We start from the raw sequence: 14,039 nt of genomic DNA, 5'->3' as shown, positions 1-14,039 counted from the left end.
GAAGACCCCGGGACCACACGGTCCCGGGGTCTTCTGCCGTCCGGGGCCGTGGCACCCCCCGTGTCCCCGCCCCGGGAGGTGGCGGCCTCCCGCCAGGCGACGTAGCCTGCCTGTGGTCCGTGTCACACCCGATGCCCTGTGCGGTCCGGTGGCGGCACGGCCCTGCATCGTGACGCCGTGCGGCGTCGCCCGACCATCCGCGAGGAGCGCCCGATGACCGAGTCCACCGCCCCCGAGTCCTTCACCCAGGGACCGACCGACGTCGAGCTGCTCGAGCAGACCCTGGCCCAGAACCTCGACGACACCGCCCGCCGGTTCGCCGACCGCGCCGCGCTCCTGGAGTGTGGACCGGACGGGGACCCGGCCACCGGCCGCACCTGGACCTACGGGCAGCTGCGTGAGGAGTCCGTGACGGTGGCCAAGGCGCTCATGGCCGCGGGCTACGAGGCGGGGGACCGGATCGGCATGTGGAGCCCCAACGTCGCCGAGTGGGTCTCGCTGCTCTACGGCGCGGCGCGTGCCGGCGTCATCCTCGTGAACCTCAACCCGGCGTACCGCGCCCACGAGCTGACCTACGTGGTCGAGCAGTGCGACATGCGCGGGCTGGTGGTGGCCTGCGCGGACGCACGCATGGACCCGCCCGCCACCGCACGCGCCGTGGCCCGTGAGTCGGCGCCGCACCTGCGGCAGCTGATCATGCTGCCGGCCGGGAGCGGCGAGGACGCCTACGCGCACGTGCAGGCCGGCGACGTGGCCGGCCGACACGCCGCCGATCCCGTGGCCGAGGGCACGTGGGCCGACTTCCTGGCCGAGGCCGCGCGGGTCTCGGACGAGGACCTGGCCGTGCGCGAGGCCGCCACCGGGCCGGCGGACCCCGTGAACCTGCAGTACACCTCGGGCACCACCGGCTTCCCCAAGGGCGTCACGCTGACGCATCGCAACGTGCTGAACAACGGCTTCCACATCGGCGAGCTTCTGGGCTACACGGAGGAGGACACCGTGGTGATCCCAGTGCCGTTCTTCCACTGCTTCGGCATGGTGATCGGCGTGATCGCCACCGTCTCCCACGGCTCGCTCGCCGTCATCCCGGCGCGCAGCTTCGAGCCGGTCTCGGCGCTGCGGGCTGTGGCCGCCACCGGTGCGACGAGCCTGTACGGCGTGCCGGCGATGTTCATCGCCATGCTCGCCCGGCCTGAGGCGGACGCGTTGGACCTGTCCACGCTGCGCACCGGCGTGATGGCCGGCTCCACGTGCCCCGTCGAGGTGATGAAGAAGGTCATCGACCGGTTCCACATGTCCGAGGTCGCCATCTGCTACGGCATGACGGAGACCGCGCCCGTGTCCACCATGACCCGCCGCGACGACTCCCTGGAGGTGCGCACCCAGACCGTCGGCCGGACCATGCCCCACGTGGAGACGAAGATCGTGGACCCCGCCACCGGTGACGTCGTCCCGCGCGGGGCCACGGGCGAGCTGTGCACTCGCGGCTACTCCGTGATGCTCGGCTACTGGGACGCCCCCGAGAAGACCGCCGAGGTGCTGGACGCCGACGGCTGGATGCACTCCGGCGACCTCGCCTCCATGGACGAGGACGGCTCCGTGCGCATCGAGGGCCGCATCAAGGACCTCGTGATCCGCGGCGGCGAGAACATCTCCCCGCGCGAGGTGGAGGAGTTCCTCTACACCCACCCGGACATCCAGGACGTCCAGGTGGTGGGCGTGCCGGATGAGAAGTACGGCGAGCAGCTCATGGCCTGCGTGATCATGAAGGACGGCGTCGAGCCGCTCACGGTGGACGCCGTCCGCGAGTTCGCCGCGGGCCGGATCGCGCACTTCAAGATCCCGGCCCACGTCCGCGTGCTCGACGCCTTCCCCATGACCGTCTCCGGCAAGGTCCGCAAGGTCGAGCTGCGCGAGGAGGGCGCGAAGGTCGTCCAGGCCCAGGCCCAGGCCCAGGCCCAGGCCCAGGCCCAGGCCCAGGCCCAGAGCGTGGGCTGACGGCGGCCGTCACCCTCAGGCGGCGGGCAGCGGGAACACGTCCCAGATGGTGCAGACCGCCTCGGGGGCGGCGCCCAGGATGGCGGCACGGTACGTGGTCGACCACGCCCGCGGGTCGGCGTCGCGCAGGCGCCACGTGCCGTCCGTGAGCACCGCGTCCACGAACGCGGAGGTGTCGGCGGGGCTGCCGTCCTCGTGGACCAGGGGGCCGCGGCGCAGGGCCTCGCCCAGGTCACCGGCCCGTCCGACGGCGTAGAGCGCGGTCTCGTCCGTGTCCAGCACGAGGCCGCAGTCCTCCTCGAAGGCGGTGATCCAGGCCATCGCGTGCCGCATGGCCTCGTCCGGGTCGGGATGGCGGGTCACGATGAGCACGGAGCCGCGCGCGCCCGGACGCAGGGAGCCGGCCGTGCCGGGGCCGTGCGGGTCGGGCTCGCGCGGGGCGGCGGCGGCGTGCGGGCGGGGCTCGAAGGCGGTGGTCATGGCGGTCTCCTCCCGGGTGGGGACTCATCAGGGTCCCGGCGGCGCCGCACCGGCCGGGGCGGCATCGCCCACGCTAGGAACCCGGGGCGGTCGGCCGGTCGGGCCCGGCCGGGGCTGGGGAGGACGCGCCGGGAGCAGTGGCCTGTGCAGGAGTGGAGGGGCCGCGCGGACGCGCCGGCACGGCCCCGGCCGATCCGGCGTCGCGTCAGTGGGCGCGGTGGTCGGCCGGGGCGAGCTTGGGTCCGAACCCCTGCTTGCGCTCTCCGGAGAGCCCGATCATCCGCACCACCCGCTGCCGGTGCCCGGCCCACGGCGCGAGCAGGCGGAGCATCCCGGCGTCGTCGGTCCGGCGTCCCGTGAGGACCTGCCCCACGTACTGCGCCAGGTGGTAGTCGCCCACGGAGACGAGGTCCGCCGCCCCGTGGCTGCGCTGCAGCGCCTCGGCCGTGGTCCACGGCCCGATCCCGGGCACCGATTCCAGGCGCCGGGCCAGCGCGGCCACCCCGGCCGTGTCCCCGGGGGCGACCGCGTCGCCGAGCCGGTCGATGCTCGCGGCCCGCCGGGCGACCTCCAGCATGGTCCGTGACTGGGAGGGCTGCACCCAGGCCCGCGCATGCCAGTCCCACGAGGGGATCCGCAGGACGGCGGCCGGGGTCGGCGGCGGCAGCATCCCCGGCGGCACCGGGCCGGGGGCGGGCCCGTCGTCGTCGATCCGGGCGGCCAGCCGCACGAGGGTGCGCCAGCCGTGCCGCGCCTGGTCGTGGGTGACCTTCTGCTCGAGCACGGCGGTGAGCAGCTGCCGGGACAGCGCGCCCGCCGCCGGCAGCCGCAGCCCGGCCCGCGTCCACCGCGCCTCGCGCACGTGCCGCGGCAGCGCGGGCGCGCCGGAGTCCGGCCGCAGCAGGGCGTCGAAGGCGGCCCAGCCGTCGTCGTGCAGGCCGAGCAGACGCTCCACGTCGGCGACGGCGGTGCGCGCGCCCGCGCCCCACGCGCGGGCCGTCACCGCGGTGCCGCCCCCTGCGGCCTCCCGGGCGCCGGAGACCAGCAAGGACGTCGGCCGGCCCGGCCCGCCCGACGCCGCGTCCGGGGCGGGGGAGCGCAGGGTGAGCCAGACGCCCTGCGGTGTGGCGCGGACCGTGGGGTCGGCCGCGCCGCGCTGCAGGGGACGCAGGGTGAGCGCGACGTCCACGGGGACGGGCACGCGTACGCGGCGCTCGGCGTCCGGGGCGATCATGCCCGCACCGTACACCCGGGCCCGGACAGGACGACGTCGGCCGTGACGGCGCGCACGCCGGGCGTTGCCCCGCGTGTCCGGGGCCCTCCTTCGGCGTCCGGCCCCTGGCGTAGCGTGGGGTGCGTGACTGAACAGACCCCCGCGCCCACCCCTGCGCAGCCCATGCAGTACGCCGAGAACGTCCTCGAGCTGATCGGGCACACCCCGCTCGTGAAGCTGCACTCCGTGACGGAGGGCATCGAGGCCACCGTGCTGGTGAAGGTCGAATACCTGAACCCCGGTGGCTCCGTGAAGGACCGCATCGCGCTGAAGATGATCGAGGAGGCCGAGCGCGAGGGCCTGCTCGGCCCGGGCGGCACCGTCGTGGAGCCCACCTCGGGCAACACGGGCGTAGGGCTGGCCCTGGTCTCGCAGCTCAAGGGCTACCGCACCGTGTTCGTCACCCCGGACAAGGTGGGTCAGGAGAAGCGGGACGTGCTCAGCGCGTACGGCGCCGAGCTCGTCGTCACGCCCACCGCCGTGGACCCGACGTCCGAGGAGTCCTACTACGGGGTCGCCGACCGCCTCGTGCGGGAGATCCCCGGGGCCTATCAGCCCAACCAGTTCTTCAACCCCGCCGCCCCGGCCTCCCACTACGAGACCACCGGCCCCGAGATCTGGGAGGACACGGCCGGCCGCGTCACCCACGTCGTGATGGGCGCCGGCACGGGCGGCACCATCACGGGCACCGGCCGCTACCTCAAGGAGGTCTCGGCGGACCGCCCGTCCGGTCCCGTCCGCGTGATCGGCGCGGACCCCAGCGGCTCGGTGTACTCCGGCGGCACCGGCCGGCCCTACTTCGTCGAGGGTGTCGGCGAGGACATGTGGGTGGACAACTACGACCCCGCGGTCCCGGACGAGGTCATCGCCGTCGAGGACGCCGAGGCCCTGGCCATGACCCGCCGCCTCGCCGCCGAGGAGGGCCTGCTCGTGGGCGGCTCCTCCGGTCTGGCCGTCGTGGCCGGCCTGCGCGCCGCCCGCGAGCTCGGCCCGGAGGACGTCATGGTGATCGTGCTGCCCGACTCGGGCCGCGGCTACCTCGCCAAGATCTTCAACGACCCGTGGATGGACGAGCGCGGCTTCGACTACGACGTCCGCGAGACCGTGCTGCCGGCGTGGGCGCGCGGGCGCACCCGCTCGGCGGTCCCGCAGACGGACGACGACGGCGCCACGGGGGCCGCCGGCGGGGCCGGAACGCCCGTCGAGGTGCTCGAGCACGCCGACGCCGAGCCGGCGACCCGCGCGGGCGCCCCCGCCGAGACCGACCGCTGGTCCGCGACGGCGGGGGAGCTGCTGACCGAGAAGGCCGACCTGTTCCCGGGATCCGTGCCCACCCTCGTCACCGCGGCCCCGACCACCTCGGTGGCGGACGCCGTCGCGACCATGAACCGGTACGGCGTCGACGCCCTGCCCGTGATCCTCGAGCCCCGGCACGACCTGCGGATCGGCGAGGTCCGCGGCACCGTCTCCACCGCCGCGCTCGCGGACGCCCTCGCTGAGGGGCGGGCCACCGCGCAGACCCCCGTGGCCGACGTCATGGGCCCCGTGCTGCCCTGCCTGGGGGCGCGCACCCCGCTGCGCGCCGTCGCCCGCCGCCTCGCCCAGGACCCCGTGCTGCTGGTGCTCGAGGCCGGCCGCGTCCAGGGCGTCGTCACCCTGCACGACGTCCTCGCCCACGTCACCGCCTGAGGCCGGCCGCGCCGGCCGTGCCCGCCCCACCCGACCCGATCTCTCCGAGGAGGCTCCTGAGATGACCGAGCAGAACGTCCACGAGGACCCGCACGCCACCACCCCCGACACCGGCGCCGAAGACGCCGCCGCCCACCCCCGGGGGGGAGGCTTCGGCACGCGCGCCGTGCACGCGGGCCAGCACCTGGATGAGGTGTTCGGCGCCGTCGTCCCGCCGATCCACCTCTCGAGCACGTACGCGCCCACGGCCGTCGGCGAGCTGCGGCGCGGCTACGACTACGGCCGCGGCACCAACCCCACCCGGGACGCGCTGCAGGAGCAGCTGGCCGCGCTCGAGGCCGGCGTCGACGAGTCCGGCGCGCCCCGGGCCACCGGCCTCACGTTCGCCTCCGGCCTGGCCGCGGAGACCGCGCTGATCATGGGCGCGGGCCGGCCGGGCATGACGATCGTGCTGGGCAACGACGTGTACGGCGGCTCCTACCGCCTCATCTCCCGCGTGCTCGCCCCCTGGGGCGTGGAGCACGTCGTCGTGGACATGGGGGACGCCGAGCAGGTCGCCGCCGCCGTCGAGCGCGCCGCCGCCACGGGGCCGGTCATGGTGTGGCTGGAGACCCCGTCCAACCCGATGATGAAGATCTCCGACGTCGCCGCGGTCGCCGAGGCGGCCCACGCGCACGGCGCCCTGCTCGTGGTGGACAACACCTTCGCGACGCCGTACCTGCAGTCCCCGATCGCCCTCGGCGCGGACGTGGTGGTGCACTCCACCACGAAGTACATCGGCGGCCATTCGGACGTGATCGGCGGGGCGCTCGTGATCCCGGATGCCGCACTCGCCGAGCAGGTGAAGTTCCAGCAGTTCGCGGCGGGGGCCGTGAACGGGCCCCTGGACGCGTACCTGACCACGCGCGGCCTCAAGACGCTCGGGGTGCGCATGGACCGCCACCAGGCCAACGCCCAGGCCGTCGCCGAGTGGCTCACCGGCCGCGCCGAGGTCTCCCAGGTGCTGTACCCGGGGCTGCCGGGCCACCCCGGCCATGAGCTCGCGCGGCGCCAGATGCGCGGTTTCGGCGGCATGGTCTCGTTGCGCCTGGCCGGCGGTGCCGCGGCGGCCCGCCGCGTGGCCGAGTCGACCCGCCTGTTCCAGCTCGCCGAGTCCCTGGGCGGCATCGAGTCGCTGATGAACTACCCGGCGGAGATGACCCACGCGTCCGTGGCCGGCACGGAGCTGGCCGTCCCGGACGACCTGCTGCGCCTGTCGGTGGGCATCGAGGACGCCGAGGACCTCGTGGCGGACCTGGAACGGGCTCTGGGCAGCCTCTGACCGGCCGATGTCCGCCCCCAAAGCGCACGGGTGGGGAGCACCCGGCGGCGTAGTGTGACGGTCATGACCCTCACCGCCTTCGTCAACGCCCATGTCGTCCCCGTCGCCGCCGAGCCGTTCGACGGCACCCTGCTCGTCGAGGACGGCCGGATCACCGCGATCGGCCCCGACGTCGAGGCGCCCGACGGCGCCGAGGTGGTGGACTGCGAGGGACGCTGGGTGCTGCCCGGCTTCGTGGACGCGCACGTCCACCTGGGCATGCACGCCGAGGGCGAGGTCGGTGCGACCGCGGACGTCAACGAGATGACGGACCCCGTGATGGCCGGGGTGCGGGCGATCGACGCCGTCGACCCGAACGAGCCGGGCTGGAAGGACGCCCTGGCCGGCGGGGTGACCACCGTGAACGTGAACCCCGGCTCGGGCAACCCGATCGGCGGCCAGGCGGTCGCGTTGCACACCCACGGACGCACCGTGGACGAGATGGTGCTGCGCAGCCCCTCGGGCGTGAAGTCCGCCCTCGGCGAGAACCCCAAGAACGTCTACAAGGAGAAGGGCCGCACCCCGTCCACGCGGCTGGGCACCGCCCTCGTGATCCGCGAGGCGTTCCTGCGGGCGCAGGGCTACATGGCCCGCCGCGCGGAGGCCGAGCGCGAGGACAAGCCCTTCACTCGCGATCCCCACCTCGACGCCCTCGCCCTCGTCCTGGAGCGCACGATCCCCTGGCGCCAGCACTGCCACCGCACGGACGACGTCGCCACCGCCCTGCGCCTGGCCGACGAGTTCGGCTACGACCTCGTCCTGGACCACGGCACCGAGGCGCACCCGCTGGCCGGCCAGCTCGCGGCCCGCGGCGTGCCGGTGCTGATCGGCCCGCTGTTCACCACCAAGTCCAAGCCGGAGCTGCGGGGCCGCTCGATGCGCAACCCGGGGCGTCTGGCGCGGGCCGGCGTCGAGATCAGCATCATCACCGACCACCCGGTGGTGCCCATCGACTTCCTCGTCTACCAGGCCGCGCTGTCGGTGAAGGAGGGCCTGGACCGGGAGACCGCCCTGCGCGCCATCACCCTGCATCCCGCGCGCGTGCTGGGGCTGGACGACCGCATCGGCTCCCTCGAGGTGGGCAAGGACGCCGACCTGGTGCTCTGGTCCGGCGACCCGCTCGATGTCATGCAGCGGGCCCTGCGCGTGTGGATCGGCGGCCGTCAGGTCATGGAGTACGACCTCGCCACGGCCCGGCCCGTCGTCGCCTCCGCCCGTCCCGTGGAGGACTGAGCGGCGCCGCCGCCCGCCGGCGGGGGCGGGACGCGCGGGCTCAGCGCCGCAGGCGCGAGTGCACGGGCGGCAGCCAGACGAGCGCGGCGCCCAGGAGCATCACGACGGCGAGGATGATCAGCAGGCCGTTGGCCCGCAGGAACGCGGGGGCGGCCAGCAGGACGGCGATGAACGTCAGGGTCCCGATCGCCGAACGACGGCGGCGCAGCAGACCGATCCAGCCCCACAGGGACGCCGCGGCCAGCAGGGCGACGGCGGTGCCCATCGTGAACTGCCCCGTCGCGCCGCCCAGCACGCCCACCGACTCCATGCCGGTGAGCGGATCGATGACGGGCTCGCCGCTGTCCTGTGCGCGGGCCCCGTTCCAGAGGAACGCGCCCGCGATGCCGATCAGCACCACGGTGACCGCGAGCCAGTAGAGGCGCGCGACCTTCAGGAGCGGGTGGACGAGGCCGGCATCGGACTCGGCCGCGTCCCGCGCGGCCAGGTCGCGCTCGCGGTCCGCGCGACGCCGTCCCAGGCGCTCCTCGTCCTCGGCGGCGAGGCGGGCGCGCTCGGCGCGCAGCCGTGCGTCGTCGGCCCGCTGACTCTCCCGGAAGGACTGGGCGGCACGGCCGGCGGCCCGGCCGAGCCCGCGGGCGAGGGGGTGGTCTTCGCTGTTCTGGGGCACGTGCCGAGCCTATCTCCCCGGCCGGTGCGCGGCCGGGGTGTCCGAGGGCACAGCCCACCACGCAGTCCGGTGGCGTAGACTGATCAGACCGGATCCGGTCTTTCCCCTGTGATGAGTGAGCGTGGACGCGTGTGCCACGCCGGACTGCAGATGTCTGTGCAGATGTGTGTGCGGGCCACGAACGTCGTGGCCCTCGGGGGCTGCCGGGTGGACGGAATCATCTGACCCAGCTGGCCCCTGCGCCCCACGACGTCGACCCGCGACCGACGTCCTCCGGCGTGCGCCCGCGCATCCCCCCAGGAGGACCCATGTCCGACATCCTCGATCCCCAGACCACCGCCGAGGCGGAGACCGCCGCGCCCGTGGAGACCGCCCCCGAGGCGGAGACCGTCGCCCCCGAGCTCGCCGAGGCGGAGCAGGAGGCCACCGGGACCGTCCCGCAGGTCGACGCCGCCGAGCCCGCCGCCCCCGAAACCCCCGCCGAGCCCGCCGGCCCCACCTTCCTGGACCTCGGCCTGGACGCCCGCGTGCTGGCCGCCGTCGAGGACCTGGGCTACACCCACCCCTCGCCGATCCAGGAGGCGACCATCCCGCTGCTGCTGGACGGCCGCGACGTCGTGGGCCTGGCCCAGACCGGCACCGGCAAGACCGGCGCGTTCGCGCTGCCGGCGCTGTCCCGACTCGCCGAGACCACGGACGTGAACGGGCGCGCGGACACCCCGCAGGTGCTCGTCCTCGCCCCGACCCGCGAGCTCGCCCTCCAGGTGGCCGACGCCTTCGACGGCTACGCCAAGCACCTCGACGACGTCTCCGTGCTCGCCGTGTACGGCGGCTCCCCCTACGGACCGCAGCTGGCCGGACTGCGCCGGGGCGCGCAGGTCGTCGTCGGCACGCCGGGCCGCGTGATCGACCACCTCGAGCGCGGCTCGCTGGACCTGTCCGACCTGCAGACCCTCGTGCTGGACGAGGCGGACGAGATGCTGCGCATGGGCTTCGCGGAGGAGGTGGACCGCATCCTCGCCTCCACCCCGGACACGAAGCAGACCGCGCTGTTCTCCGCCACCATGCCCCCGGCCATCCGCCGCATCTCCGCCCAGTACCTGAACGCCCCGGAGGAGGTGGCCGTCGCCCGTCAGTCGACGACGTCCGCCACGATCCGCCAGCGCTACCTGCAGGTGGGTCACCAGTGGAAGTTCGAGGCCCTGAGCCGGATCCTCGAGACCGAGGAGCACGACGGCGTCATCGCCTTCGTGCGCACCCGTGCCGGCACCGAGGAGCTCGCCCAGAAGCTCACGCGCGCCGGGTTCAAGGCCGTGGCCATCTCCGGCGACATCGCCCAGAAGCAGCGCGAGAAGACCGTCGAGGACCTGAAGGCCGGCCGCGTGGACATCCTCGTGGCCACCGACGTCGCCGCCCGCGGCCTGGACGTCGAGCGCATCTCGCACGTGGTCAACTACGACATCCCGCAGGACGCCGAGTCCTACGTGCACCGCATCGGCCGCACCGGCCGCGCCGGCCGCCAGGGCGACGCCGTGCTCTTCATGACCCCGCGCGAGCGCTTCCTGCTCAAGCAGATCGAGCGGACCACCCGCCAGCAGGTCGAGGAGATGGCCGTGCCCTCCGTCGCCGACGTCAACGCGGCCCGCAAGCGCCGCTTCGCCGACGGCATCACCCGCACCCTCGAGCGCGCCTCGGAGGAGGAGCTGGCGGTGTTCGGTGAGATCGTCGCCGCGTACGTCGACGAGCACGAGGTCGAGCCGGCGCGTGTGGCCGCCGCGCTGGGCATGATGACCCAGGGCGGCCGCCCGCTGCTGGCCCGCGAGCAGGAGATCCCGTTCGGCGGCGCCCGCGGCCGCAAGGACCGCGACGGAGGCCGCGAGGGTGGGCGCGACGGCGGCCGTGAGCGCGGCACGAGTGACGGCCGCGGCTCGCGTGGCCCGGCCCGGGAACCTGCGGCCGGCAACGCGACGTACTGGATCGCCGTGGGCCACCAGGACCGCGTGCGGCCGGGCAACATCGTGGGTGCGCTGGCGAACGAGGTGGGCCTGCCCGCCTCGGCCATCGGCGCGATCGACCTGCGTGGCAACCACTCGCTCGTCGAGCTGCCGGCAGACCTGACCTCGGCCCAGCTCGAGGCCGCGGCCAACGCCGAGATCAACGGCCGTCGCCTCGGCCTGCGCAAGGACACCGGCCGCCCGACCCGCGCCGAGCGCGACGGCGAGGACCGCGGTGAGCGCCGCGGCGGCTTCCGCAAGGACCGCGGCGAGCGCGGAGGCTTCCGCGGGGACCGCGACGGCGGCCAGCGCGGCGGCTTCCGCAAGGACCGGGACGACCGCGGCTTCCGTGAGGATCGCGGTGGCTTCCGCAAGGACCGGGACGACCGCGGGGGACGCCCCGGCGGCCGCAAGCCCCGTTGGGGCGCCCAGGAGCGCTCGGATCGGGGCGCCCGCCGCTGATCCGGCCGGGGTGCGGACCCCCGGAGGCCGTAGCCGGGGCCGATTTTGCATCGGCCCCGGGGCCCTGGTAGAGTCTCACCTCGTTGCCCCGATAGCTCAGTGGTAGAGCGCCATCTTGGTAAGATGGAGGTCCCGGGATCGATTCCCGGTCGGGGCTCTGACATGAGAGCCCGCCCTCGCGGCGTGAAACCGTGAGTGCGGGCGTTCTTGTGTCGTGGCGGCGTAGCTCAGCTGGTTAGAGCGCACGACTCATAATCGTGAGGTCGGGGGATCGAGTCCCCCCGCCGCTACGGAATCGGACGGACCCGGTCACCTCCTCGGAGGGGCCGGGTCCTTTCGCGTTCCGGGGCCCGTCCGTCGCCCCGGTAGCCTGGCGGGCATGTCCACGCGTCGCCCCGCCCCCCAGCCCGCCCGCGGCACCACCGCGCCCCGCGGCTTCGTCTCCCCGTGGGAGCACGGCTCCCGGCTGTACCGGACCCTCGTGCTGACCGGCTCCGCGCTGTTCCTCGTGGGCATCGTGCTGGCGGTCGTCGGCGGGACCACCGGACGCCTCGCCGTCTCCGGGACCGCCCTGGGCGTGCTCGGCGCGGGCGTCGCCGTGCACCTGTCCGCCCAGCTCGTGCGCTTCCGCCAGGCCGCCCGCCGGCAGGGGGAGCGGCGCCCCGGCCGTTAGGCTGGACGGCAGTCGAGAACCGTCCCGCAGGAGGCCCGAGTTGAGCGTGAACCCCGACGTCGCCGGGCGGAGCTATCCGCCCGCGCCCCCCTTCCAGGTCGGTCGTGAGGCGGTCCGCGGCTTCGCCGAGGCCGTGCAGGCCCACCATCCCGCGCACCACGACGTCGCGGCCGCCCGGGCCCTGGGACACGCCGACCTGGTCGCCCCCCCGACCTTCGCCGTCGTCATCGCCCAGCGCGCCGAGGCCGCCGTCGTCGCCGATCCCGAGCTGGGGATCGACTTCTCGCGGGTGGTCCACGCGGACGAGCGCTTCGTCCACCACCGCCCGCTGGTGGCCGGGGACGAGGTCGTGGCGACCGTGCGGGTCGAGGCCGTGAAGTCCCTCGGCGGCAACCGCATGGTCACCACCGTCACCGAGATCGCGGATCTGGACGGCGCTGCCGTCTCCACCGTCACGTCCACCCTGCTGGTCCGGGGAGAGGAGTCCTGATGAGCACCGCCCCCCGCCTGTCCGACCTCGCCCGGGGCGAGGTGGTCGGCACGCGCACCGTCACGTTCACCCGCGCCGACCTCGTCGCCTACGCGGGTGCCTCCGGCGACCGCAACCCGATCCACTGGTCCCCGACGTTCGCCGAGCACGTCGGCCTGCCCGGCGTCATCGCCCACGGGATGCTCACCATGGGCGCGGCCGTGCAGCTCGTCTCGGACTGGGCGGGCGACCCGGGCGCCGTCGTCGACTACCAGACCCGCTTCACCGGCATGGTGCCGGTCGCGGACACCACGGGGCGCACGGACGACGACGGCGCGCCCGTCCCCGGCGCCACGCTCGAGGTCGTCGGCACGGTCGGCGCCGTGGATGAGGCTGCCGGGACGGTGCGGATCGACCTGAACGTCACCAACCCGGACGCGGTGAAGCCGCGCGTGCTGACCAAGGCGCAGGCTGTGGTCCGCCTCGGCGGAGCCGCGGGGGAGAGCGCGTGAGCGAGCGGCTGGCGGACCACACCACCACCCGCGTCGGCGGGCCCGCGCGCGCGTGGGTCACCGCGCGCACCGAGGCCGAGGCGATCGAGGCCGTGCGCGCCGCCGACGCGGCAGGCGAGCCCCTGTTCGTCCTCGGCGGCGGTTCCAACACCCTCATGGCGGACGCCGGCTTCCCCGGCACCGTCGTGCGGCTGGCCTTCGAGGGCATCCACGTGCTGGACGGGCCGGCGCCCGGCGAGGGTGAGGCGCCGCCCGCCGGCGACGGGGCCCGGTCCGCGGACCACGAGGGGGAGGCCGTCGTCGTGCGGATCGCGGCGGGCCACCCGTGGGACGACGCCGTCGCATGGACCGTGGCGCACGGGCTCGGCGGGATCGAGGCGCTCTCGGGCATCCCGGGCTCGGCCGGCGCGACGCCCGTGCAGAACGTCGGCGCCTACGGCGCGGACGTCTCGCAGGTGCTCGTCGCCCTGCGCGCGTGGGATCGGGAGGCGGGGGACGTCGTCGAGCTGACGCCCGCGGACCTGCGCTTCGGCTACCGCGACTCCGTGATCAAGCGCTCCATGCTGGAGACCGGCGCGCCGAGTCCCCGGTGGATCGTGCTCTCGGTCGACCTGCGGCTGCGCCGCGCCTCCTCCGACGCCGAGCCGACGGCGCCGGTCCGCTACGGGCAGCTGGCGGCCGCGCTCGACGTCGAGGAGGGCGCCCATGCCCCGCTCGCGGTGGTCCGCCGCGAGGTGCTGGCCCTGCGCGCCGCCAAGGGGATGGTGTCCGACCCGGCGGACCCGGACACGTGGTCCACGGGCAGCTACTTCACGAACCCGATCGTGCCCGCGTCCGTGCGGGCCTCCCTGCCCGAGGGCGCCCCGGCGTTCGCCGCCGGGGAGGCCGAGGACGGGACGCCGCTCGTGAAGCTCTCGGCGGCCTGGCTGATCGATCGCGCGGGCTTCGCGAAGGGCTTCGGGCTGCCCGAGGTCGCACCCCGCGAGGGCGGGCCGGACGGCCGCGGAGTGGACGGCACCGGCCTGGCCGGGGGCCGCGCGTCGGTGTCCACGAAGCACACCCTCGCCATGACCAACCGCGGCGACGCGAGTACCGAGGACGTCCTGACGATCGCGCGCACCGTGCGCGACGGCGTGCGTGAACGCTTCGGCGTCGAGCTGCACCCCGAGCCGATGATCATCGGCACCAGCCTCTGACCCCTCACTTTCGTTCGAGAAACGGCGCCC

The 14,039-nt window shown here is 74.8% G+C and carries 12 protein-coding genes and 2 tRNA genes; 11 read left to right on the top strand and 3 right to left on the bottom strand.

The features are described 5' to 3' along the window. The first annotated feature begins 213 nt into the window (after nucleotides 1–213). Nucleotides 214–1,998 (top strand): AMP-binding protein, encoded by a 1,785-nt coding sequence (locus ACFI33_RS07465; RefSeq protein ID WP_036383891.1) that lies wholly within the window; start codon nucleotides 214–216, stop codon nucleotides 1,996–1,998. A gap of 15 nt (nucleotides 1,999–2,013) precedes the next feature. Here ACFI33_RS07465 and ACFI33_RS07460 read toward each other — a convergent pair whose 3' ends face one another. Together ACFI33_RS07460 and ACFI33_RS07455 are read right to left on the bottom strand one after the other, a co-directional pair. Continuing rightward, complete coding sequence (locus tag ACFI33_RS07460; RefSeq protein WP_036383888.1) at nucleotides 2,014–2,478, bottom strand: hypothetical protein; 465 nt, start codon at nucleotides 2,476–2,478, stop codon at nucleotides 2,014–2,016. Between the two features lie 205 nt (nucleotides 2,479–2,683). Further along, entirely contained in the window at nucleotides 2,684–3,712 is a 1,029-nt protein-coding gene (locus ACFI33_RS07455) for a DNA-3-methyladenine glycosylase family protein (protein ID WP_462623910.1), read from the bottom strand. A gap of 162 nt (nucleotides 3,713–3,874) precedes the next feature. On the opposite strand from ACFI33_RS07455, the gene ACFI33_RS07450 reads away from it, so the two are divergent. The 3 genes from ACFI33_RS07450 to ACFI33_RS07440 all read left to right on the top strand — a co-directional run bounded on the left by ACFI33_RS07450 (nucleotide 3,875) and on the right by ACFI33_RS07440 (nucleotide 8,033). Further along, nucleotides 3,875–5,440 carry a pyridoxal-phosphate dependent enzyme gene (locus ACFI33_RS07450; RefSeq protein ID WP_095346304.1) on the top strand — a complete coding sequence of 522 codons (1,566 nt, stop codon included), beginning with the start codon at nucleotides 3,875–3,877 and terminating at the stop codon, nucleotides 5,438–5,440. 61 nt (nucleotides 5,441–5,501) lie between these two features. Further along, nucleotides 5,502–6,761 (top strand): cystathionine gamma-synthase, encoded by a 1,260-nt coding sequence (locus ACFI33_RS07445; RefSeq protein ID WP_036383880.1) that lies wholly within the window; start codon nucleotides 5,502–5,504, stop codon nucleotides 6,759–6,761. Nucleotides 6,762–6,824: 63 nt separating this feature from the next. Then, entirely contained in the window at nucleotides 6,825–8,033 is a 1,209-nt protein-coding gene (locus ACFI33_RS07440; protein ID WP_095346306.1) for an amidohydrolase, read from the top strand. A gap of 40 nt (nucleotides 8,034–8,073) precedes the next feature. On the opposite strand, the gene ACFI33_RS07435 is transcribed toward ACFI33_RS07440, so the two are convergent. Next, nucleotides 8,074–8,703, bottom strand: coding sequence for a hypothetical protein (locus tag ACFI33_RS07435; protein ID WP_036337595.1), 630 nt, complete (start codon nucleotides 8,701–8,703; stop codon nucleotides 8,074–8,076). Between the two features lie 308 nt (nucleotides 8,704–9,011). Between ACFI33_RS07435 and ACFI33_RS07430 the strand changes: the two genes are divergently transcribed. The 7 genes from ACFI33_RS07430 (at nucleotide 9,012) to ACFI33_RS07400 (ending at nucleotide 14,009) form a co-directional block, all read left to right on the top strand. After that, the gene (locus ACFI33_RS07430; protein WP_095346308.1) at nucleotides 9,012–11,159 is read left to right on the top strand and encodes a DEAD/DEAH box helicase; all 2,148 of its coding nucleotides are present in this window, start codon (nucleotides 9,012–9,014) and stop codon (nucleotides 11,157–11,159) included. An 85-nt stretch (nucleotides 11,160–11,244) separates the two neighbouring features. Further along, nucleotides 11,245–11,316 (top strand) — tRNA-Thr (locus ACFI33_RS07425). Nucleotides 11,317–11,375: 59 nt separating this feature from the next. Further along, nucleotides 11,376–11,449 (top strand) — tRNA-Met (locus ACFI33_RS07420). Nucleotides 11,450–11,538: 89 nt separating this feature from the next. After that, the gene (locus ACFI33_RS07415; protein WP_036381486.1) at nucleotides 11,539–11,832 is read left to right on the top strand and encodes a hypothetical protein; all 294 of its coding nucleotides are present in this window, start codon (nucleotides 11,539–11,541) and stop codon (nucleotides 11,830–11,832) included. 40 nt (nucleotides 11,833–11,872) lie between these two features. Then, on the top strand, nucleotides 11,873–12,322 hold the full coding sequence (locus tag ACFI33_RS07410; RefSeq protein ID WP_036381490.1) for an FAS1-like dehydratase domain-containing protein: 450 nt from the start codon (nucleotides 11,873–11,875) through the stop codon (nucleotides 12,320–12,322). After that, nucleotides 12,322–12,813, top strand: a complete 492-nt coding sequence (locus ACFI33_RS07405; protein ID WP_036381494.1) for a MaoC/PaaZ C-terminal domain-containing protein — start codon at nucleotides 12,322–12,324, stop codon at nucleotides 12,811–12,813. The genes ACFI33_RS07410 and ACFI33_RS07405 overlap by 1 nt, the downstream gene beginning before the upstream one ends. After that, complete coding sequence (locus ACFI33_RS07400) at nucleotides 12,810–14,009, top strand: UDP-N-acetylmuramate dehydrogenase (RefSeq protein WP_036381496.1); 1,200 nt, start codon at nucleotides 12,810–12,812, stop codon at nucleotides 14,007–14,009. Before ACFI33_RS07405 ends, ACFI33_RS07400 begins: the two co-directional genes overlap by 4 nt. Nucleotides 14,010–14,039 lie beyond the last annotated feature (30 nt).

This window comes from Micrococcus sp. PSi08 (genome assembly GCF_054960655.1).
Note: the sequence above shows the minus strand (reverse complement) of the source record. Positions and strands in the feature narration are given on the sequence as shown.